This window comes from Nocardia sp. NPDC051981, assembly GCF_040680715.1.
GTDB lineage: Bacteria > Actinomycetota > Actinomycetes > Mycobacteriales > Mycobacteriaceae > Nocardia.
Window position 1 is genome coordinate 33,837 of record NZ_JBFAXK010000029.1, and the last position, 20,435, is coordinate 54,271.

The window sequence follows — 20,435 nt, forward strand, 5'->3', positions numbered from 1 at the left end:
GCCTCTGCGGCCGACGATTCGGCCTCCGCGCCACTATAGGGACTCCCAGGTCTGATCGGTCACATTCCGACCGGCCGGACGGACCGATTGCTCAGACCGCGGAGACCGCGCCGGCCCGGCTCACGGCGGCCACACCGGTTGTCCGGCCGGCGGCGGCGCACTGCTCGGCAGTGAAAGCGACTGCCGCGCCGAGGACTTCGAGCTCGACCCGGTCGCCGACCGCGGGTGCGTCCACGCTCACCCGGCGCACCTGGACAGGTTCGGGGCAGCCGTCGAGGTCGAGGGTGAGCAGGACGTCCGCACCCCGGAACTCGAGGGCGCGCACGGTGGCGCAGCCGGCGTGACCGTCGGTGGCCGCCCGGGCCAGCAGCTGTTCGGGCCGCATCATGACCGCGCCCGCACCGGTCGGCGCGTTCACCTGCACCGGGATGCGGCCGAGCACGGTCTGGGCGGTCTCCGTGCCGATGGTGGCGTCGAGAAGCACTGTGTCGCCGAGGAATCCGGCCGTGAACAGGTCCGCGGGGGCCGCGTACACCTGCTCCGGGGTGCCGACCTGGGTGAACCGCCCCGAGCACATGACCGCGACCTGATCGGCGAAGGACAGTGCCTCCTCCTGATCGTGGGTGACCAGGATGCTGGTCATGCCCGCGGCGCGCAGGGTCTCGGCGACGGCCTGCCGGGTGGCGGCGCGGAGTCCGGTGTCCAGGGCGCTGAAGGGCTCGTCCAGCAGCATGAGATCGGGTTTGCGGGCCATGGCGCGGGCCAGGGCGACGCGCTGCTGCTGGCCGCCGGAGAGCTGATGCGGCCGCCGATCCGCGTAGGACGGGTCGAGCGAGACCATGTCGAGCAGTTCGGCGACGTGCTGCCGGTGCCTGCGCCGCGCGCCCAGTCCCCCGCCGAGCCCGTAGGCGATGTTCTGCCCCACGGTCAGGTGCGGGAACAGCGCCCCGTCCTGTGCCACGTAGCCGATTCTGCGCCGGTGCGACGGCACCGAGAAGCCCTGGCGGGTAATGGTTTCCCCGCCGACGGACACCGATCCGGCGTCCGGGTTCTCGAATCCGGCGATCACCCGCAGCAGCGTGGTCTTGCCGCATCCGGAGGATCCGACCACCGCCGTGGCGGTGCCGTCGGCGACGTCGAGGCTGATGCCGTCGAGCACCGGCGCCTGTCCGAAGGTCTTGCGAACCTGGTCTACGACAAGACGACTCACAGTCCCGCCGCCTTCCTGGATTGGGTGAACAGCAGATAGGTGACCGGCACCGAGACGATGATCATGATCAGCGCGTACGGCGCGGCGGCCGCGTAGTCCAATTCGCCCGACAGCTGCCAGAACTGCATGGCGAGGGTGTTGGTGCCGTTGGGGGCCAGCAGCAGGGTGGCGGTCAGCTCGGTGGCCACGGCCACGAACGCCAGGGCCGCCGCCGCGGCCGCCGCGGGCGCGGTGAGCCGCAGGGTGACGCGGAAGAAGGTGGCGGCCGGGGATTTTCCGAGCGCCTGCGAGGCCTCCTCCAGCCCCACCGGCACCTGCGCCAGCCCGGCACGCACGCTCACCAGCGCGCGGGGCAGGAACATGAGCGTGTAGGCGGCCAGGATGGTCGCGGCCGTCTGATAGAGCGCGGGCAGCCAGCGAATCGACACGGTCACCAGCGCCAGTGCGATCACGATGCCCGGCAGCGAACTGGTGATGTAGTTGGCCCCCTCGATGATCCGCGCGAACCGCGAGGTGGAGCGCACCGCGACCCAGGCCACCGGGAAGGCGCACAGGGTGGTGATCACCGCGGCGGTGGCGGCCAAACCGATGGTCTGACCGAGGGATTCGCCGATATCGGTGGTGTTCCACACCGCCGAGCCGCCGATCTTCAGCCACCGGCCGATGGTCCACAGCGGCACGCCCAGTGTGGCCGCCAGCGCGGCGGTCAGCAGCGCGAACATGGGAATCTTGGTCAGGCCCAGGCGAATCCGGTTCGCGCCCCGCTGCGCGCCGCCGCCGATCCGGGCGTAGCGGGCCCGGCCGCGCACGGTGGCCTCGCCGGCCAGCAGCACCAGGCACATCACCACCAGCACGCCCGAGAGCGTGCTGCCCGCCGCGCCCGCGAAGCTGGACTGGTACTGCTGGAAGATGGCGGTGGTGAAGGTGTCGAACCGGATCATGGCGAAGGCGCCGTACTCGGCCAGCAGGTGCAGCGAGATCAGCAGTCCGCCACCGAGAATCGCCAGCCGCAGCTGCGGCAGCACGATGCGTGCGAAGACGGCGACGGGCCCGGAGCCGAGGGCCCGGGCCGATTCCTCCACGGCCGGATCCAGCCGCCGCAGGGTGGCCGCCGCCGGGAGGTACACCAGCGGGAAGTACGAGACCGTCGAGACGAGCACGCCCGCCCAGAGCCCGTGCAGCGAGGGGATGGCGCTGACCCAGCCGTAGCTGTTGACGAAGGCCGGAACCGCGAGGGGGGCCGCGAAGATCGGGCCCCACCAGGCCGCGCCCGGCACGTCGGTGCGTTCCACGATCCAGGCCAGGCCGATGCCCAGCGCCACGCAGATCGGCACGGTCAGCACCACCAGTTCGGCGGTGTTGCGCAGCAATTCGGCCACGCGCGGGCGGAACACCAGCTGTGCGGTCTCGTGCCATCCCGTCGAAACCAGGGTGGACACGATGTACCCCAGCGGCACGAAGGTGGCCGCCACCATGAGCAGGGCGGCGATCGTGACGATCGCCCCGGGCCGGATGGCCGATGCACTCGAGACCATCCTGGTCAGTGCCCGAGGGACCCTGCCGGGCAGGTCCTTCGCCGCCCGGGCGGGTACAGCGGTCCGAACAGCCACGGTTAGAGCAGACCCGCCTCGGTCATGAGCTGCGTGACCTTCTTGGCGTCCAGCTTGCTCGGGTCGATCTTGGGTGCGTCGAGCGAGGCCAGCGGCGGCAGCGCCGGGTTGGCCGCGACGTCGGCGGCCACCGGGTACTCCATGGAGTCACCGTCGCGCAGCACCTCCTGGCCCTGCTTGGAGGTGATGAAGGCCAGGAACTTCTGGGCGTTGGCCTGCTTCTTGCTCGACTTCAGCACGCCGCCACCGGAAATGGAGACGAAGGCGCCCGGGTCCTGGTTCTTGAAGTAGAACAGCTGGGTGTTGCCGCTGTTCTCCTTGGTCTTGGCCTGGTCGCGGTACCAGTAGTAGTGGTAGATCACGCCGCCCTCGAACTGGCCGGAGTTGGCGCCCTTCATGACGGTGGTGTTGTTCTGCGAGATGACCGCGTTGTCCTTCATGCCCTTCAGCCACGCCTTGGTGGCGTCCTCGCCCTTCTGGGCGAGCAGGGCGGCCACGATCGCCTGGAAGTCCGCGCCGGAGGCGGCGCCGCTCCAGCGGCCCTTCCACTGCGGCTGCTGCAGATCCAGCAGCGACTTGGGCAGCTGGTCGGCCGGGAGCTTGGCGGTGTTGTAGACGAAAACGGTGGAGCGCGCGGCGATTCCGGTCCACTTGCCGGTGGAGGGGCGGAACTGGTCCGGCACCTGGGCCAGGGTGTCCTTGTCGACGTCGGAGAACAGGCCGGCGTTCTCGACCAGCGCCATGGCCGGGGAGTTCTCGGTGAGGAAAACGTCGGCGGGCGAGTTCTTGCCCTCGGCCACGATCTGGTTGCCGAGGTCGGTGTCGCCACCGTTGCGGAGGGTCACCTTGATGCCGGTGTCCTTGGTGAACGCGTCCACCCACTCCTTGGTGAGGGATTCGTGCTGCGCGTTGTAGACCAGGATCTCGTTGTCGTTCTTCGACGAGCTGGAGCAGGCAGTGGTCGCGCCGAGCACCGCGATCGCCGCCAGTGCACCGGACACCAGTTTCCATCGAGCCGCCGTCATGACCGTCCTTTCGCTTGCCCAGCCTCGTCTATGAGGTTTGCCTAACCAACGTACCGTCCCATGTCGCGGGTTCAAACGCCACCCCACCAATCGACACGGAATCGCTGTAGTCTGCGTGCGTTCCGGGGACGGCCCCGGACGGACAGCAACCGAAGATCGGCCGGAGTCGAAGGATCTCGATGAGCTTGCAGCGGCGTACCCCCTTGACCATCGGACTCGGCGTGGCCGCCGTGGTGCTCGTGGGAGGTGGCATCGCCACCGCGGTGACGTTGAACGGCAAGGACTCCGGACCGGGCGACGACAAGCGCGTCGAGACCGCGGTGCGCGATTTCTACGACGCGCTCTCCTCCGGCGGCGCGTCGAAGGCCGTCGCCAAGACCTGCGCCGGCGACCGCGCCCAGTACGACGCGCTGCCCGAGGCCCAGCGGAAGGCCATGGATCAGGGCAAGATCTCCATGAAGGTCGATTCGGTACAGGGCATCACCATCACCGGCGACCGCGCCACCGCGGTCACCCTGGGCACGCTCACCCTGCCCGGCACCGCCGACAGCAAGCGTTCCACCGATGAACACCTGCGCAAGGAAGACGGCGTATGGAAGGTCTGTTCCACCGACGCGAAATAGGACGGTCATGAGCTGCTGCGGCCCGAACCGGCGGCAGCTGCTGGGCCTGCTGGCGGCGGCCGCGGCCCTGCCGCTGGCGGCCCCGAGTCCGGCTCGGGCACAGCCGGGTTCGCTGGCGGCGACCGATCTCGAGGTCGTCACCATCACCGAGCAGTCGGCCGTCTTCACCTGGACGACGCTGGGCCCGGACGCGGCCGGCAACCCTGTTCCGGTGGAGACCGGCGGCGAGGTCTGGCTCGGTCCCGCGGACGGGACCGAGCTGCGGCAGGTCTTCGGCGACCCGCAGCCGACCGCCTATCACTACGCCGAGGTCACCGGGCTCGAGCCCGGGCGCGCCTATCGGTTCGAGGCACGTTCGCAGGGCATCGCGGCCGCGCCCGCGCTGAATGTCGCCGCCCGCCTGCCGAATACGCCGGAGGCGCAGGGGGTCTTCACCACATTGGTGCCGCCGCCGGGCCGGCTGCTGCGAACCCTCGCCCTGTCCAATGACATTCACTTCGGCGAGGAGGTCAGCGGGCTCATCACCGCGGGCCTGCCGCCCGGCGTGCGCCAGGAGCCCGGTCTCGCACCGTATCCCGAGGTCATGCTGACCGCGCTGCTCGACGATATGCACCGGCCCGACCGTGCCGTCGACCATCTGCTGCTCGCCGGTGACCTCACCGCCGAGGCCACCCCGGACCAGGTGCGCGGCGTCCACACCCAGCTCGCGAACTGGGGTGCGCCGGGCCGGGACTGGTTCGCCGCCCGCGGCAATCACGACCGCCCGCACCCGGGCTCGGACTACGCGGACTGCAGCCCGTACCTCGACCACTACGACTGCTGGGGTGATTCCTTCACCGCCCGACAGCAATTGGCGGCCTACGAGGTCGGCGAGCTGCGCCTGATCGCCCTGGACACCACCCAGCTCGACGCCCCGGGCGGCACTGTGGACCGGTCCCAGCTCGACGAGCTACGGGATCGGCTCACCGGCGACCCGGACCGTCCCACACTCGTTTTCGGTCATCACCCGGTCACCACCGAGTCCGGCTGGTCCAATCTGGCCGGACCGAGCTTCATTCTCGATGCCGCGAATGCCGCCGAGCTGCAATCGATGTACCGCTCCGCGCCCGGCGTCTTCCTGCACCATGCGGGGCACACCCATCGCAACCGCCGCACCCGGCCCGATCTGCCCATCCCGGTCGAATTCCTGGAAGTGGCGGCGGCCAAGGAATATCCGGGCGGTTACACGCTGCTGCGTCTCTACGAGGGCGGCTACCTGCTGAATTTCTACAAGACCCGCACCGAGGCCGCGCGGCGCTGGAGCACGCGGTCGCGGGGCGAATACTACGGTCTGCTGCCCGAATACACGCTGGGCACGACCGCCGACCGCAATTTCGTGGTGTCGCGCGATCTCTCCGGCGTGATCGCGAGCTGAATGCGAGAACGCCTCCCGGGTGCACGGGAGGCGTTCTCCGATGGAGCGACCGACGGGACTCGAACCCGTGTGACAGGCTTTGCAGGCCTGCTCCTAGCCAACTCGGACACAGCCGCAGGGTGTACCCAATAGTGCGGCGAATCGGGCCTGCGGCCGAGGTTTTGAATCACCGTGATTCGTATGCGCCCCGCGGATCGGCTCGGCGCTGCGACCGACCGGTTCGCGACGTGCGATGATCGGGTCATGTCTCGACCACGTCCACTGCCACTCGACCCGATCGAGGAGGCGCACCGTCAGTGGACCGAGCACGGCTGGGGGGACGTGGCCGACGGCATGGCGGCGGTGACGTCGCTGGTGCGGGCGCAGCAAATCGTGATGGCGCGAGTGGACGAAGCCCTGCGGCCGTCCGGTTTGACCTTTTCCCGGTACGAGTTACTGATGTTGCTGAGTTTCAGCAAAACCGGCGCGCTGCCGATGGCGGTGGCCAGCGCCCGCCTGCAGGTGCACCCCACCTCCGTCACCAACACCGTGGACCGGCTGGAGGCGGCGCACTTGGTCAAGCGTGTGCCACATCCCAGTGACCGGCGGGCGACGCTCATCGAAATCACCGATGCCGGAAGAGAATTGGTGGCCAGGGCCACCACCGAGCTGAACCGGCGAGTTTTCGCCGAGGCCGGACTGCCGCCGGAACGATTGCAATTGCTGCTGCAATTGCTGTCGGAGTTCCGGCAGAGCGCCGGCGACTTCGATCCGGGTAGCTCGCCGACACTATGGGCCGGTCAGTAACCGGTCAGCGACCCAGCAGCCAATTTCCTGCGTCATAGTCTTGGATTCGGCTCGCAAAAGGTTCACCATTGAGCGCATGGTGCTGGTCCTCGGGGTGTCGGCGGGCGCTGCTGGCGCACGTGCCATGCTCACCCATTCCGACCAGCCTCACCTGCCTCCCATCGACCGCTGCAAGGTCCTGCGCCGGGCCGGTGATCGCGGCATGGAGGACCCTGTCTTCGAGGCCATCCAGCAGATGCGCAAGTCGGCCGCCGAGCGCGACGAATTCATTACCGGCATCGCCGTGACCTGCCGCTCGGCCACCCATGCCGAGGCCATTCGCACCGCCGCGGGCCGCAACCGCCTCACGGTCATCGATGAGCCGGTGGCCCAGCTCCGATATCTCCGATTCACCCGGAAGCTGCCCAGCGAGGGTTCGGTCCTGCTCTACGACCTGGGCGCGTCGGGACTGACCCTCACCCAGATCGACTGCCGCAACGATGCCGTCCTCGCCACCAAGCGCAGCACCGTCCTGGGCGGCGATGGCCACGACGCCCTGCTGCGCTGGCTGCTCACCCGCGCCGGGGTCACCGTGGATCTGGCCACCACCCGCCGCCAGAAGGAGGCGCTGGCCTCCGAGCGCGTCCTGGCCGTCTGCGACCCGATCACCGGGCAGCGCACCGTGGTCACCCGCAGTGATTTCGCCGAACTGGTCGAAGCGGGCATTCATCACTCGGCGTCCTTCGTCCGCCACATGATCGACGAGACCGGCATCCAGCCCGCCGGAATGGCGCTGCTGGGCGGCTGCACCCGCAACAAGAGCATCCGGGACGAGCTGAAACAGCAGCTGGGCTATCCGCTCATCTACGATCCCGAACCCGAATTCGTCTCCACCCGCGGCGCGGTCCTGCTGGCCGCCGAACGGCCGTCGGCCCGCAGCATCCGCAGCGTGCACCTGCCCCAGGCCGCCGCCTCTCATGAGGCCCCCGCCACCTCCCCCGTCTCCCGCCGCAAACTCGTTGCGGCAGTGGCGGTCACCGCCACCCTGGGCGGCACCATCGTCGGCGCGCTGGCCATGAACCGCGACGGTGGCGAACACCCCGACGGCAAGCCCCCGACCGTCGAAGTGGTCGGCCCGCCCAAACACGGCTGACGCCACCGCCGGCCGTCAGCGCCCGCGCCGATGACCTCGAGCCTGAGGTCCGCCGAGCAATACCTGCCCCCTCTCGCCACCGTGCCCCGCTGCCTTCAGACAGCGGGGCACGAGAGTTCCGAGAGTGGTTGCGGCGCTTACTTGTTGGTGAAGTTCGCCGGACGCTTCTCGACGAAGGCGGTCATGCCTTCCTTCTGATCCTCGGTCGCGAAGAGCGAGTGGAAGACGCGGCGTTCGAAGCGCAGGCCCTCGGTGAGGGTGGTTTCGAAGGCGCGGTCGACCGCTTCCTTGGCGATCATGACCGACGGCAGCGACATGGACGCGATGGTCTCGGCGACCTCCATGGCGGTGGCAACCAGGTCGGCGGCGGGCACGATGCGGGAGACCAGGCCCGCGCGTTCGGCTTCCTCGGCATCCATATTGCGGCCGGTGAGGATGAGGTCCATGGCCTTGGCCTTGCCGACGGCGCGGGTGAGGCGCTGGGAGCCGCCCATGCCGGGGATGACGCCGAGCTTGATCTCGGGCTGCCCGAACTTGGCGGTGTCGGCGGCGAGCAGGATGTCGCACATCATGGCGAGTTCGCAGCCGCCGCCGAGGGCGTAGCCGGCGACCGCGGCGATGATGGGCTTACGGAACGCGACCAGTCGGTCCCAACCGGCGAAGTGGTCGGTCAGGAACATGTCCATATAGGACTTGGACTGCATCTCCTTGATGTCCGCGCCGGCCGCGAAGGCCCGGTCGGACCCGGTCAGCACGACCGCGCCGACCTCGTTGTCGTTCTCCAGCTCGTCCAGCGCCGCCGAAATGTCGGCCAGGACCTGCGAGTTCAGCGCGTTGAGGGCCTTCGGCCGGTTCAGCGTGATGAGGGCGACACGCCCCTTGCGCTCCAGCAGAATGGTCTCGAAGTCTGTCACGCCGGTTCCTCTCCCGATCGCTTGCGGATATCGGTGACGATAGCCGAGAAGTCCTTGCCCGCTTCCTCCTGGTTGAAGCGGCTGTAGATCTCCGCCGCCAGCTGCCCGATCTGCCCGTCGACGCCATTGGCCCGCAGCGCGTTCGCCGCGAGACCCAGGTCCTTGGACATGAGCGCGGTCGCGAAGCCGGGCTGATAGTCATTGTTGGCCGGGCTGGCCGGAACCGGTCCGGGCACCGGGCAGTAGGAGGTCAGCGCCCACGACTGCCCCGAGGCGGTGGACACCACGTCGAAGAACTTGTCGTGGGTGAGCCCCAGCTTCTCGCCCAGCACAATGGCTTCCGAGAGGCCGATCATGGAGATGCCCAGCAGCATGTTGTTGCAGATCTTGGCGGCCTGACCCACGCCCGCGCCGCCGCAGTGCACGACCTTGCCGCCCATCACCTCCAGCAGCGGCAGCGCGTCGGCGAAGTCGGCGTCCGCGCCGCCCACCATGAAGGTGAGGGTGCCGGCCGCCGCGCCCGCCACGCCGCCGGAGACCGGGGCGTCCAGGGCCCGATGTCCCGCTGCCGCAGCGAGTTCCGCGGCCTGCTTGGCATCGGCGACGTCGATGGTGGAGCAGTCGACGAACAGGGTGCCCGGCTTGGCGGCCGGGAGGATCTCGCCGTAGAGGTCGAGCACGATGCGGCCGTTGGGCAGCATGGTGATCACGATGTCGGAGGCCGAAACCGCCTCCGCGGCAGTGGCGACCACGGTGGCCCTGTCCTGGCGCGCCTGATCCTGGGCGGCGGGCACCGGGTCGAAGGCGAGGACGTCGTATCCGGCCTCGACCAGGTTGGCGGCCATGGGTCCGCCCATGTGGCCCAGCCCCAGGAACCCGACCTTGGTGTTAGTGCTCATTGCTCGTCCTTCAATGCTCTATTCGCCTGAAACAGGTGCGGCCAAACCCAATTCGCGATCGCCGAGCGCGCCGAAGTAGGCGTCGACGTCGGCGTCGGTGACGTCCGCGAGGGTGGCGGGCGACCACTGCGGGTTGCGGTCCTTGTCGATGACCTGGGCGCGGATGCCCTCCACCAGGTCGTGGGTGTTCAGGGAGGCGACGGAGACCCGGTACTCCTGGTTCAGCGCCGTCTCGAGGTCAGCGGCCCGGCGCGCATCGCGCAGCGAGCGCAGCGTGACCTTCAGCGCCACAGGTGATTTCGAGAGCACGTCGGCGGCGGCCTTGGCCGCCTCGGCCCGGCCGTCTAGCTGCAGCCGGTGCACGATCTCCTCGACGGTGTCCGCGCTGTAGCAGGAGTCGATCCACTCCTGCTGCGCCACGAACTCCGAGACCGGTGCGGGCTGTGCGAACTTGGCGATGGCCACGTCGACCTCGGTGGTGGTCAGCGCCTCCAGCAGCGCCGGAATGTGTTCCGACGGAACGAAATAGTCGGCGAACCCGGCCGCGATGGCGTCGCCGGCGGACATGCGCGCGGTGGTGAGCGCGACATGGGTGCCGATCTCGCCGGGCGCGTGCGCCAGCAGATAGGTGCCGCCGACGTCCGGGATGAAGCCGATGCCGGTCTCGGGCATGCCGACCATGGACCGCTCGGTCACGATGCGGTGCGAGGCGTGCCCGGACAGGCCGACGCCGCCGCCCATGACGATGCCGTCCATGACCGCGACATACGGCTTCGGGTAGCGGCCGATGAGCGCATTGAGGATGTACTCGTCGCGCCAGAACGTGCCGCTCGGGGAATCCGCGGCCACCTCGGGCGAATCGCCCTGGGCCACAGCGTGCTCGGCGTCGTTGTGGATGGCGACGATGTCGCCGCCCGCGCACAGCCCGCGCTCGCCCGCGCCGGTGAGCACCACCGCGCGCACCTCGTCGTCGTCCGCCCAGGCCCGCAGCGCGTCCAGGATGGTCAGCGCCATCGGGTGATTGAGCGCATTGATGGCGCGGGGCCGGTTGAGCGTGATCAGGCCGAGGCCGTCGCGCTGCTCGATCAACACCTCGGGTTCGCGCACCGTGCTCTTCGATGCCTCAGCGCTCATGCTGCTCCTACCACCGAGCGGGCGACGACCACCCGCATGATTTCGTTCGTGCCCTCGAGAATCTGATGCACCCGCAGGTCGCGGACGATCTTCTCGATGCCGTATTCGGCCAGGTAACCGTAGCCACCGTGGAGCTGCAGGGCCTTGTTGGCCACCTCGAACCCGGCGTCGGTGGCGAACCGCTTGGCCATGGCGCACAGCTCCACCTTGTCGGGGGCGTCGGCGTCCAGCGCGGCCGCGGCCCGCCACAGCAGGGTGCGAGCGGCCTCCAGCGAGGTGCGCATATCGGCCAGCTCGAACTGCAGAGCGGTGTTGTCCAGCAGTCGCGAGCCGAACGCCTTGCGCTGGGCCATATAGGCGACGGTCCGATCGAGCGCGGCCTGTGCCCCGCCCATCGAGCAGGCGGCGATGTTCAACCGTCCGCCATTGAGCCCGTTCATGGCGATACGGAAGCCGTTGCCCTCCTCGCCCAGCAGGTTGGCCGCCGGGATCCGGGCATTGTCGAGAATGACCTGCCGGGTGGGCTGCGCGTTCCAGCCCATCTTCTTCTCGTTGGCCCCGAAGGACAGCCCCGGCGTGCCGGCCGGGACGATGAACGCCGAGATCCCGCGCGCCCCTTCGTTTCCGGTGCGCGCCATGATCACGTACACGTCGGTGCTGCCCGCGCCGGAGATGAACTGCTTGACGCCGGTGAGCAGGTAGTCGTCGCCGTCACGGACGGCCTTGGTGCTCAGCGCCGCCGCGTCGGAGCCGACGCCCGGCTCGGTCAGCGCGTAGGAGGCCAGCAGGTCCATGGAGCTCAGGCCCGGCAGCCACCGATTGCGTTGTGCCGCATCGCCGTAGGTGTCGATCATCCACGTGGCCATATTGTGGATGGAGATGTAGGCGGCCACGGCCGGGCAGCCGGTGGCCAGCTGCTCGAAGATGCGCACGGCGTCCAGCCGCCGCAGCTCCGAGCCGCCCACGTCTTCGCGCACGTAGATGCCGCCCAGGCCGAGCGAGCCCGCCTTGCGCAGCACGTCCACCGGGAAGTGCTTGCGCTCATCCCATTCCAGGGCATTGGGCGCGAGCAGCTCGTCGGCGAAGGAGCGGGCGGTCTCGACGATCGCCTTCTCGTCCTCGTCAAGTACGAACATCAGGTCAGTCCATGGTCGGGATGACGAAGGCGTTGGACTCCTTGAGTCCCGCGGGCCAGCGCTGCGTCACCGTCTTGGTCTTGGTGTAGAAGCGGATCGAGTCCGGTCCGTGCTGGTTGAGGTCGCCGAAGCCGGAGCGCTTCCAGCCGCCGAAGGTGTGGTACGCGATCGGCACCGGGATCGGGACATTGATGCCGACCATGCCGACCTGGACACGGGCGGCGAAGTCGCGGGCGGTGTCGCCGTCGCGAGTGAAAATGGCGACGCCATTGCCGTATTCGTGCTCGTTGGGCAGGCGCAGCGCCTCTTCGTAGTCCTTGGCGCGGACCAGGGCCAGCACCGGGCCGAAGATCTCTTCCTTGTAGATCCGCATCTCCGGGGTGACGCGGTCGAACAGCGAAGCGCCCGCGAAGAATCCGTCCTCGCCGCCCTCGACGACCAGGCCGCGTCCGTCGATCACCAGTTCCGCGCCCTCGTCGACGCCGATCTGGACGTAGTTGTTCACCCGATCCACGCCGTCGCGGCCGACCAGCGGGCCGAAGTCCGCGCCCGGGTCGTCGGAGACGCCGACATTGAGCTTGTCGATGCGCTCGATGAGCTTGGCGCGCAGGCGATCCGCGGTCTCTTCGCCCACCGGCACGGCGACCGAGATGGCCATGCAGCGCTCGCCCGCGGAGCCGTAGCCCGCGCCGATGAGCTGGTCGGCCACATCGTCGAGGTCGGCGTCCGGCATCACGATGGCGTGGTTCTTGGCGCCGCCGAAGCACTGGGCGCGCTTGCCGTTGGCGGAGGCGGTCTCGTAGATGTACTGCGCGATCGGGGTGGAGCCGACGAAGCCGACCGCCTTGATGCGCTCGTCGTGCAGCAGCGTGTCGACGGCTTCCTTGTCGCCGTTGACCACATTGAAGATGCCCGCGGGCAGTCCGGCCTCGAGGAACAGCTCGGCCAGGCGCAGCGGCACCGAGGGGTCGCGCTCGGAGGGCTTGAGCACGAAGGCATTACCGCAGGCCAGCGCCGGTCCGGCCTTCCACAGCGGGATCATGGCCGGGAAGTTGAACGGGGTGATGCCCGCGACCACGCCCAGCGGCTGCCGCATGGAGTACACGTCGATGCCGGTGCCGGCGCTCTCGGTGTACTCACCCTTGAGCAGGTGCGGGATGCCGACGGCGAATTCGATGACCTCGAGGCCGCGCTGGATGTCGCCCTTGGCGTCGGCGATGGTCTTGCCGTGCTCGCTGGAGAGCAGTGCGGCCAGCGAATCCATCTCGTCCTGTACCAGGGTCAGGAACTTCATCAGGATCCGGGCGCGCTTCTGCGGGTTCATGGCGGCCCAGGCCGGCTGTGCGGCGGCGGCATTCGCGATGACCGCCTCGACCTCACTCTTGCTCGCCAGCGGCACCCGTGCCTGAACCTGGCCGGTGCTGGGATTGAACACATCGCCGAAGTTGCCCGAAGTTCCCGGGACGTGCTTCCCGCCGATGAAGTGGGTGAGTTCGCGAGCCATGCCAGTCCTGTCTCGATGCTTGCGCGCCGATTGCGCGGTCTGTGGCGATCCTATAGTTGGACATCCAAGTATTGGCTGTGGGATAATTCACAGCACCCAGAGAGCCTCCGAGAGTTGGAGCAACCGCATGCCCGATCTGCATGTCCCGGTTCATCCAGTGCGGTTCGTGACCGCAGCGGCGCTGTTCGACGGCCACGACGCGGCCATCAACATCATGCGAAGAATCCTGCAGGCCCAGGGAGCCGAGGTGATTCATCTGGGGCACAACCGGGCCGTGCGCGACGTCGTGGACGCGGCCGTCACCGAGGACGTGCAGGGCGTCGCGGTCAGCTCGTATCAGGGCGGGCACATCGAGTACTTCGAGTACCTGGCGCAGGCCTTGAAAGAGGCCGGGGCCGAGCACGTGAAGATCTTCGGCGGGGGCGGCGGGGTGATCATTCCCGAGGAGATCGCGCGGCTGGCCGAGTCGGGGGTGACCATCTTCTCGCCGGAGGACGGGCAGCGGCTCGGGCTGCCGGGGATGATCAACCACCTGATTTCGGCTTGCGACGTGGATCTTTCACACACGCCCGCGTCGGTGGAAGCGGTGCTGAGCGGGGATCGAGCGGCGCTGGCGCGGACCCTCACCTGCCTGCAGCAGGGGACGCTACCGGAGACGGATCGAGCGGCGCTGACGGCCGCGGCGGCCGCGCGGCACGTGCCCGTGCTGGGCATCACCGGCACCGGCGGATCCGGAAAGTCCTCTCTCACAGACGAACTCGTGCGCCGGCTGCGCACCGATCAGCAGGACAAGCTGCGGGTCGCGGTGCTGGCGGTGGACCCGACACGGCGGCGCGGCGGGGGTGCGCTGCTGGGTGACCGGATCCGGATGAACGCCCTCGACGGCGAACGCGTCTACTTCCGGTCGCTGGCCACCCGGGGTGAGCGCGAACTGCCGCACGATATCGACACCATGGTGATCGCCTGCAAGGCAGCGGGATTCGATCTGGTGATCCTGGAGACGCCCGGCATCGGCCAGGGTGACGCGGCCATCGCCGAGCACGTGGACGTGTCGCTGTACGTGATGACGCCGGAGTTCGGCGCGGCCTCCCAGCTCGAGAAGATCGACATGCTCGATTACGCGGATGTGGTGGCCATCAACAAGTTCGAGCGGCGCGGGGCCGAGGACGCGCTGCGCGATGTGTCGCGGCAGCTGGTGCGGAATCGGGAGGAGTTCCACGCCACGCCCGAGGACATGCCGGTCTTCGGCACCAGCGCGGCGACCTTCAACGATGACGGGGTGACGGCGCTCTACCAGCACCTGAGCGGATTGCTCGCCGAGCAGGGGCTGCCTTTGCAGGAAGGCGTGCTGCCGCGGGTGGCCACCCGCACCTCCACCCGCTTCGCCCAGATCATTCCGCCCGCCCGCGTGCGCTATCTGGCCGAAATCGCGGAAGCCGTGCGGGATTACCATGCCGGCACCGCGCGCGAGATGGAAGCCGCGCGGCGTGTCCAGCGTCTGGAGCAGGTACTCGCCGAGCTGCCGGGCGACGGCGCACCCCCGGCGACCGCGGCCTCCAGCGATGCCGTCACCTCCGATGCCGCCGGAGAGGTGCTGCGCGGGCTGCTCGCGCAGGCTCGCGCCGGCCAGACGCCGGAAACCGCTGCGCTGCTGGCGGAATGGCCCGCGGTCGCGGAATCGTACCGGGGCGACGAACAGGTGGTACGGGTCCGCGATCGGGAGCTGCGGACGGCGCTGCGCCGGGAGACATTGTCCGGCAGTTCGATTCCCCGGGTGGCGCTTCCCCGCTTCACCGATCACGGTGAGCTGCTGCGGTTCCTGCGCTCGGAGAACCTGCCGGGTCGCTTCCCGTTCACCGCCGGGGTGTTCGCCTTCAAACGCGACAACGAGGATCCGGCGCGCATGTTCGCGGGCGAGGGCGATGCTTTCCGCACCAACCGCCGGTTCAAGGTGCTCTCCGAACACGCCGAGGCCAAACGGCTTTCGACCGCCTTCGACTCGGTCACGCTGTACGGGCACGACCCGGCCGAGCGGCCGGACATCTACGGCAAGGTCGGCACCTCCGGGGTGTCCATCGCCACCCTCGACGATATGAAGGCGCTCTATGACGGCTTCGACCTCGACGCGCCTACGACCTCGGTGTCAATGACCATCAACGGTCCCGCGCCGACGATTCTGGCCTACTTCCTCAATGCCGCCATCGATCAGGCGGTGGCGGAATTCGCGGCCGAGCAGGGCCGCGAGCCCACCCCCGACGAGGCGGCCGGCCTGCGTGCCCGCACCCTGGCCACGGTGCGCGGCACCGTGCAGGCCGACATCCTCAAGGAGGACCAGGGCCAGAACACCTGCATCTTCTCCACCGAGTTCAGCCTGCGGATGATGGCCGACATCCAGGAGTGGTTCGTGCGCAACGGCGTTCGCAACTTCTACTCGGTGTCCATCTCCGGCTATCACATCGCCGAGGCCGGGGCGAACCCGATCAGCCAGCTGGCCTTCACGCTGGCCAACGGCTTCACCTATGTGGAGGCGTATCTCGCTCGGGGCATGGACATCGACGACTTCGCACCCAACCTGTCGTTCTTCTTCTCCAATGGCATGGACGCCGAGTACTCGGTGATCGGCCGGGTGGCGCGGCGCATCTGGGCGATCGCCATGCGCGACCGGTACGGGGCCAACGAGCGGTCGCAGAAGCTGAAGTACCACGTGCAGACCTCCGGGCGGTCACTGCACGCACAGGAGATGAGCTTCAACGACATTCGCACCACGCTGCAGGCGCTCATCGCGGTGTACGACAACTGCAACAGCCTGCACACCAATGCCTACGACGAGGCGGTCACCACGCCGACCGAGGAATCGGTGCGCCGGGCGCTGGCCATCCAGCTCATCATCAATCGGGAGTGGGGGCTCGCGATGAACGAGAACCCGCTGCAGGGCAGCTTCATCATCGACGAGCTGACCGATCTGGTGGAGGAGGCGGTGCTGCGCGAGTTCGAGCGGATCAGCGAGCGCGGCGGGGTGCTCGGGGCCATGGAGACCGGCTATCAGCGCGGGCGGATCCAGGACGAGTCCATGCTCTACGAGCGGCGCAAGCACGACGGCAGCCTGCCCATCATCGGGGTCAATACCTTCCGCAATGGGCACGAGGAGGCACCTCGGGTACTGGAACTGGCCCGCGGCACCGAGGCGGAAAAGCAGTCGCAGTTGCAACGAGTCCGCGAATTCACCGATCGGCACCGGGATGCGGCGCCCGCGGCGCTGGCCCGGCTCGCGGCCGCCGCGGCCGGCGACGAGAACGCTTTCGAGGTGCTGATGGATGCCGCGCGAGTGTGCACACTCCAGCAGGTCACGGACACCTTCTTCACGGTGGGCGGTCAGTATCGGCGCAATGTCTGATAAAAACGTCCGATTCTGGTGCGTGCCGATTTCCGATCGAAGGCAATTTCTCAGCTATATCTGAGTCGTTCGGTTCGATCACAGCTGACATTCGATTCGGATCGGGGAATCGGGGTCGGGGAGGACAGGAAGACCATGATGCGTCGTACCACCCGCAGAACCACCGCCAGACTGATCGCCGTCGTACTGCCAGTCGCGGCCGCCGCCACCCTGTTCGCGGGCGTGGCCTCGGCGGAAGCGCCGGACAGCGCGCCGGCCCCGGCCGTACAGCCGGTCCAGGCCACCCCGGTCGCCGACGGTGTCCCGTTGGACCCGGTGGCCACCAACCCGAATGCCCAGTTCCCCGACCCGGCCCTGAACGGCGCGGCCGCGGGCGCGCTCACCGGCAGTGCGGGCGGCGCGGCCCTCGGCTCGGTCGTCGGCTCCGTCCCCGGCATGCTCGGCGGCTCGGCCCTCGGCGCGCTGATCGGCGGCGGCATCGGCGCCCTGGTCGGCATCCTCGACCCCAACGTCATCCCGCAGGTGCTGCCGTAACCGCGAATCGCACCACCGCACAACGACTGTGCCGCGCCCACCTCGCCGGGCGCGGCACAGTCGTATACCGACCCGCGGGGATACCGGACGGTGCGACGACCGCGGCGGTGTCGCGGGGGCGGCGGGGGCGGGGCGTGCTTCGATGTCCGAACACGCGAGCTCGAGCGGATGGGCGTGGAACAATCCGAACAGGCTGACCCAGACGGAAGGCATCTCATGGACCTCGCGGGAATGACTGTCGTGGACGCCCACATTCACCAGTGGGATCCGCTCACCACGCCACGTGAGTTCAGCGGGCTGGCGAAGCTGTTCCGCTATGTGCCGGTGCCGATCGATCTGGCGAAACGGCTGGCGCCGCGGCGCGACCGCGAATTCGTCGGGGATCCAACACCTGTCATCCATCCGTACCTGCCGCGCGACTATCAGGAAGACGCCGGGGACGTGCCGGTCGAGGCCATCGTGCACATCGAGGTGGAGTGGGTCGGCAAGGGTCCGCTCGGGCCCGCCGACGAAACCCGGTGGGTGAGCAGTCTGCCCTTCGGCGTGGACACCCCCGCGCTCGGGGCGATCATGGGCGCGGGCGACCCCACCGCCGCCGAGTTCGCCGAGCTGCTCGAAGCGCACCGGGCCGCCTCGCCGCTGTTCCGGGGCATTCGCGCCCGCGTCGAATACCACCCGGACCCGGACGTGCGCGCGACCTGCAAGACACCGGGCCTGCTCACCTCCCCCGCCTTCCTGGACGGCTTCGGCGCGCTCGCCGACCGCGAGCTCGCGTTCGAGGCGTGGGTGTACTCGGGACAACTGCCCGAGGTGGCCGCGCTGGCCGAGCGCTATCCCGGCACCACCATCGTGCTCAACCATCTCGCCACGCCCGCAGGCATTTTCGGGCCGGTCGGGCGGAACACCGGGCGCAATCCCGGACAGCGGCGCGAGCTGTTCGTGCGCTGGCGCGACGACCTCACCGCTCTCGCTCAGCACGCCAATGTGGTGGCCAAGGTGAGCGGCCTGATGATGCCGATCCTCGGGCATCCGGTGCCGCGGCGGGGTCAGCCGACCCCGGTTCCGGTACTGCTGGAACGGATTTCGCCGATGCTGGAGCACGCGCTCGACGTATTCGGGGCCGATCGGCTCATCTGGGGCTCGAATTTCCCGGTGGACAAGCCGATTACGAGCATCCCGAATGCCGCGGAGGCGGTGGCCGGCGCGCTGGCCGGGCACGGGGCCGACGACAAGGCCATCGAGCAGATCTTCCGCCGCAATGCCGAACGGGTGTACGGGATCGACGTGCTCTGAGCCCACTCCCAGGGACGGATTTGCCGCGTCCGCCTTTGCCGGAGGGTCGCTGTGGCTATCGTGATGCGCCATGGAACGGATCCTGCGGATCGGAATGGGTTTCTGGGAGTCCCGGACCTTGCTCAGCGCAGTCGAACTCGGCGTATTCACGGTGCTCGGGCATCGGCAACTGACCGCGGAACAGCTACAGCGCGAACTGGGCCTGCATCCGCGGTCCGCCCGCGACTTCTTCGACGCGCTGGTGGCCATGGAGATGCTGCGGCGCACCGATGGTCGGTACGCCAATACCGCCGACACCGCCACCTACCTGGACAGCACCGGCAGCGAGTACATCGGCGGCTTCCTGGAGATGGCCGCGGCCCGGCTCTACCCGTTCTGGGACCGGCTCACCGAGGGCCTGCGCACCGGGCAGCCACAGAACGAGGCCCGCGACGGCGGCGACTTCTTCACCACCCTCTACCGGGATCCGCAGCGGCTCTATGACTTCCAGCGCGCCATGACCGGGCTGTCGCTGCCCAGTGCGCACGCCCTCGCCGAGGTGTTCCCGTGGCATCGCTGGAAGTCGATGGCCGATATCGGCACCGCCCAGGGCGCGCTGCTGCGCACCGTCCTGGAGACCAATCCGCACCTGCACGGCATCGGCTACGACCTGGCGGCGGTGGAGCCGATCTTCACCGAATACAGTGCGCCGGTGGCGGATCGGGCCGTCTTCCAGGCCGGCGACTTCTTCACCGATGAGCTGCCCGAGGCCGATGTCCTGGTCTTCGGCCACATCCTGCACGACTGGGACCTGCCCACCAAGCTCATGCTGCTGGAGAAGGCCCACCGCGCCCTCCCCGACGGCGGCGCCATCCTCGTCTACGAGTCGCTCATCGACGACGACCGCCGCACCAATCTCTCCGGTCTGCTGATGAGCCTCAACATGCTCATCGAGACCCCCGGCGGCTTCGACTACACCGCCGCGGATCTGCGAACCTGGCTGGCCGACACCGGTTTCCGCGACCCGCAGACCGAACACCTCGCCGGGCCGGAGTCTATGGTCTGGGCGGTGAAGTAGCCGCTAACCCGGCAAAGCGAGGTACTGCGCGCCGAGCAGATCGGCGGTACGGCTGACGTGGTCGACGATGCGGGTGGCGTCGGCGTCGATGGTGCCCGTGCGCCAGGCGGTCAGGAGTTCGATGAAGCCGCCGATGCCCAGGAGAACGCCCATGCGCAGGTCGGATTCGTCGACGCCGGGCCGCAGGTAGGGGCGGGCGGTGGCGATGAGCAGGTCGGTGGCCTCGGTGAGCATGGCGGTGCGGCGCTCCTCGAGGATGCGGCTGCCGGCATGGTCGCCGAAGAGGATGCGCGCCGGGCCCTCCGACTGCAGGGCGACCGCGCGGGCGATGGCCAGGCGCAGAATGCCCAGTGCCGGATGCTCGAGGTTCTCGGCGACCACCGCCGAGAGTTCCGCCAGCACCTGGAATCCGACCTCGTCCCAGACCGCGCCCAGCAGTTGGTCGCGATCGGCGAAGTGCTCGTAGAAGTAGCGGTCATTGAGGCCCGCGCGGGTGCACACGCCGCGCATGGTCACTGCGGCCCAGCCGTTTTCGAGCCAGATGTCCAGCGCCGCCGCGATCAGCCGCGCGCGGCGCTCGGCGCGGCGTTCCTCCTGGGTCCGGCCGCCCCAGGTGCCGCCCCGCCGGGTCGGCGCGGGCCCCGGGGACACCTCGGCGGCTGCCGGTGCGGGCACGTCCATAGTTGACAAAATAGCGCACCGGGAGCCTAATTGGTGGCAGGTGCGGCCAGTGGTGGCACACGCCACCACTTGACTGCCCGGACGGCACG

At 68.8% G+C, this 20,435-nt stretch carries 17 protein-coding genes and 1 tRNA gene; 8 read left to right on the top strand and 10 right to left on the bottom strand.

Translation table 11 applies throughout. The features are described 5' to 3' along the window. Positions 1-91: 91 nt before the first annotated feature. The 3 genes from AB0L60_RS35040 to AB0L60_RS35050 form a co-directional block, all read right to left on the bottom strand. Positions 92-1,210 carry an ABC transporter ATP-binding protein gene (locus AB0L60_RS35040; protein ID WP_364623244.1) on the bottom strand — a complete coding sequence of 373 codons (1,119 nt, stop codon included), beginning with the start codon at positions 1,208-1,210 and terminating at the stop codon, positions 92-94. Next, the gene (locus tag AB0L60_RS35045) at positions 1,207-2,745 is read right to left on the bottom strand and encodes an iron ABC transporter permease (protein WP_364623246.1); all 1,539 of its coding nucleotides are present in this window, start codon (positions 2,743-2,745) and stop codon (positions 1,207-1,209) included. The genes AB0L60_RS35040 and AB0L60_RS35045 overlap by 4 nt, the downstream gene beginning before the upstream one ends. Before the next feature lie 77 nt (positions 2,746-2,822). Then, positions 2,823-3,845: an iron ABC transporter substrate-binding protein gene (locus tag AB0L60_RS35050; RefSeq protein ID WP_364623249.1), complete on the bottom strand. Its 1,023-nt coding sequence runs from the start codon at positions 3,843-3,845 to the stop codon at positions 2,823-2,825. Between the two features lie 179 nt (positions 3,846-4,024). On the opposite strand from AB0L60_RS35050, the gene AB0L60_RS35055 reads away from it, so the two are divergent. Next, positions 4,025-4,468, top strand: coding sequence for a hypothetical protein (locus AB0L60_RS35055; RefSeq protein ID WP_364623252.1), 444 nt, complete (start codon positions 4,025-4,027; stop codon positions 4,466-4,468). A gap of 7 nt (positions 4,469-4,475) precedes the next feature. Beyond that, positions 4,476-5,882 carry a metallophosphoesterase gene (locus AB0L60_RS35060; protein ID WP_364623254.1) on the top strand — a complete coding sequence of 469 codons (1,407 nt, stop codon included), beginning with the start codon at positions 4,476-4,478 and terminating at the stop codon, positions 5,880-5,882. A gap of 41 nt (positions 5,883-5,923) precedes the next feature. On the opposite strand, the gene AB0L60_RS35065 is transcribed toward AB0L60_RS35060, so the two are convergent. Then, positions 5,924-5,998 (bottom strand) — tRNA-Cys (locus AB0L60_RS35065). Between the two features lie 127 nt (positions 5,999-6,125). On the opposite strand from AB0L60_RS35065, the gene AB0L60_RS35070 reads away from it, so the two are divergent. Continuing rightward, the gene (locus AB0L60_RS35070; RefSeq protein ID WP_364623257.1) at positions 6,126-6,668 is read left to right on the top strand and encodes a MarR family transcriptional regulator; all 543 of its coding nucleotides are present in this window, start codon (positions 6,126-6,128) and stop codon (positions 6,666-6,668) included. A 76-nt stretch (positions 6,669-6,744) separates the two neighbouring features. Then, complete coding sequence (locus tag AB0L60_RS35075; RefSeq protein ID WP_364623260.1) at positions 6,745-7,800, top strand: hypothetical protein; 1,056 nt, start codon at positions 6,745-6,747, stop codon at positions 7,798-7,800. Between the two features lie 137 nt (positions 7,801-7,937). Here AB0L60_RS35075 and AB0L60_RS35080 read toward each other — a convergent pair whose 3' ends face one another. From AB0L60_RS35080 to AB0L60_RS35100, 5 genes are read right to left on the bottom strand one after another with little or no spacing between them, the layout of a single operon-like run. Beyond that, on the bottom strand, positions 7,938-8,714 hold the full coding sequence (locus tag AB0L60_RS35080; protein ID WP_364623263.1) for an enoyl-CoA hydratase: 777 nt from the start codon (positions 8,712-8,714) through the stop codon (positions 7,938-7,940). Beyond that, positions 8,711-9,613, bottom strand: coding sequence for a 3-hydroxyisobutyrate dehydrogenase (gene mmsB, locus AB0L60_RS35085; protein ID WP_364623266.1), 903 nt, complete (start codon positions 9,611-9,613; stop codon positions 8,711-8,713). Before mmsB ends, AB0L60_RS35080 begins: the two co-directional genes overlap by 4 nt. A gap of 18 nt (positions 9,614-9,631) precedes the next feature. Continuing rightward, on the bottom strand, positions 9,632-10,747 hold the full coding sequence (locus AB0L60_RS35090) for an enoyl-CoA hydratase/isomerase family protein (protein ID WP_364623269.1): 1,116 nt from the start codon (positions 10,745-10,747) through the stop codon (positions 9,632-9,634). Next, the gene (locus tag AB0L60_RS35095) at positions 10,744-11,883 is read right to left on the bottom strand and encodes an acyl-CoA dehydrogenase family protein (protein WP_364623272.1); all 1,140 of its coding nucleotides are present in this window, start codon (positions 11,881-11,883) and stop codon (positions 10,744-10,746) included. Before AB0L60_RS35095 ends, AB0L60_RS35090 begins: the two co-directional genes overlap by 4 nt. Before the next feature lie 4 nt (positions 11,884-11,887). Next, on the bottom strand, positions 11,888-13,387 hold the full coding sequence (locus AB0L60_RS35100) for a CoA-acylating methylmalonate-semialdehyde dehydrogenase (RefSeq protein ID WP_364623275.1): 1,500 nt from the start codon (positions 13,385-13,387) through the stop codon (positions 11,888-11,890). A 127-nt stretch (positions 13,388-13,514) separates the two neighbouring features. Here AB0L60_RS35100 and icmF point away from each other — a divergent pair, with 127 nt between their 5' ends. From icmF to AB0L60_RS35120, 4 genes are all read left to right on the top strand, one after another. After that, positions 13,515-16,781, top strand: a complete 3,267-nt coding sequence (gene icmF / locus AB0L60_RS35105; protein WP_364623277.1) for a fused isobutyryl-CoA mutase/GTPase IcmF — start codon at positions 13,515-13,517, stop codon at positions 16,779-16,781. Between the two features lie 138 nt (positions 16,782-16,919). Next, positions 16,920-17,315 (top strand): hypothetical protein, encoded by a 396-nt coding sequence (locus AB0L60_RS35110; RefSeq protein WP_364623279.1) that lies wholly within the window; start codon positions 16,920-16,922, stop codon positions 17,313-17,315. Positions 17,316-17,531: 216 nt separating this feature from the next. After that, positions 17,532-18,608 (top strand): amidohydrolase family protein, encoded by a 1,077-nt coding sequence (locus tag AB0L60_RS35115; RefSeq protein WP_364623281.1) that lies wholly within the window; start codon positions 17,532-17,534, stop codon positions 18,606-18,608. 70 nt (positions 18,609-18,678) lie between these two features. Further along, positions 18,679-19,665, top strand: coding sequence for a methyltransferase (locus AB0L60_RS35120; protein ID WP_364623285.1), 987 nt, complete (start codon positions 18,679-18,681; stop codon positions 19,663-19,665). Positions 19,666-19,668: 3 nt separating this feature from the next. On the opposite strand, the gene AB0L60_RS35125 is transcribed toward AB0L60_RS35120, so the two are convergent. Beyond that, positions 19,669-20,346 (bottom strand): TetR/AcrR family transcriptional regulator, encoded by a 678-nt coding sequence (locus tag AB0L60_RS35125; RefSeq protein WP_364623289.1) that lies wholly within the window; start codon positions 20,344-20,346, stop codon positions 19,669-19,671. Positions 20,347-20,435 lie beyond the last annotated feature (89 nt).